Raw genomic sequence first — 240 nt, forward strand, 5'->3', positions numbered from 1 at the left:
ACCGTCGTCCACCGTTGGCTTGGTTTGCGTCAACGTAAATGTCGTCCCCGCTTCTTTTGCTGGTGCCTCCAAGTCGTTAGTACCGTTCACCGTTACCGTAATGGTGCCGTCTTTAAGACCAGAGACGTCTAACGTCGCGTTCCATTTACCCAATGCAGTCACTGTCGTGGTTTTCGTGACCTCTTTATTGTCCGTATCGACCGCTTTGATGGTCAATGTATCGGTGCTTTCGAAGCGTGT

At 50.8% G+C, this 240-nt stretch carries 1 pseudogene; it reads right to left on the reverse strand.

Annotated features, from left to right (window positions below):
• Nucleotides 1-240, reverse strand: a pseudogene (locus VCHENC03_RS27770) (hypothetical protein); the annotation flags it as partial.

The sequence above is a fragment of the Vibrio sp. HENC-03 genome (assembly GCF_000305755.2).
GTDB classification, from domain to species: domain Bacteria; phylum Pseudomonadota; class Gammaproteobacteria; order Enterobacterales; family Vibrionaceae; genus Vibrio; species Vibrio owensii.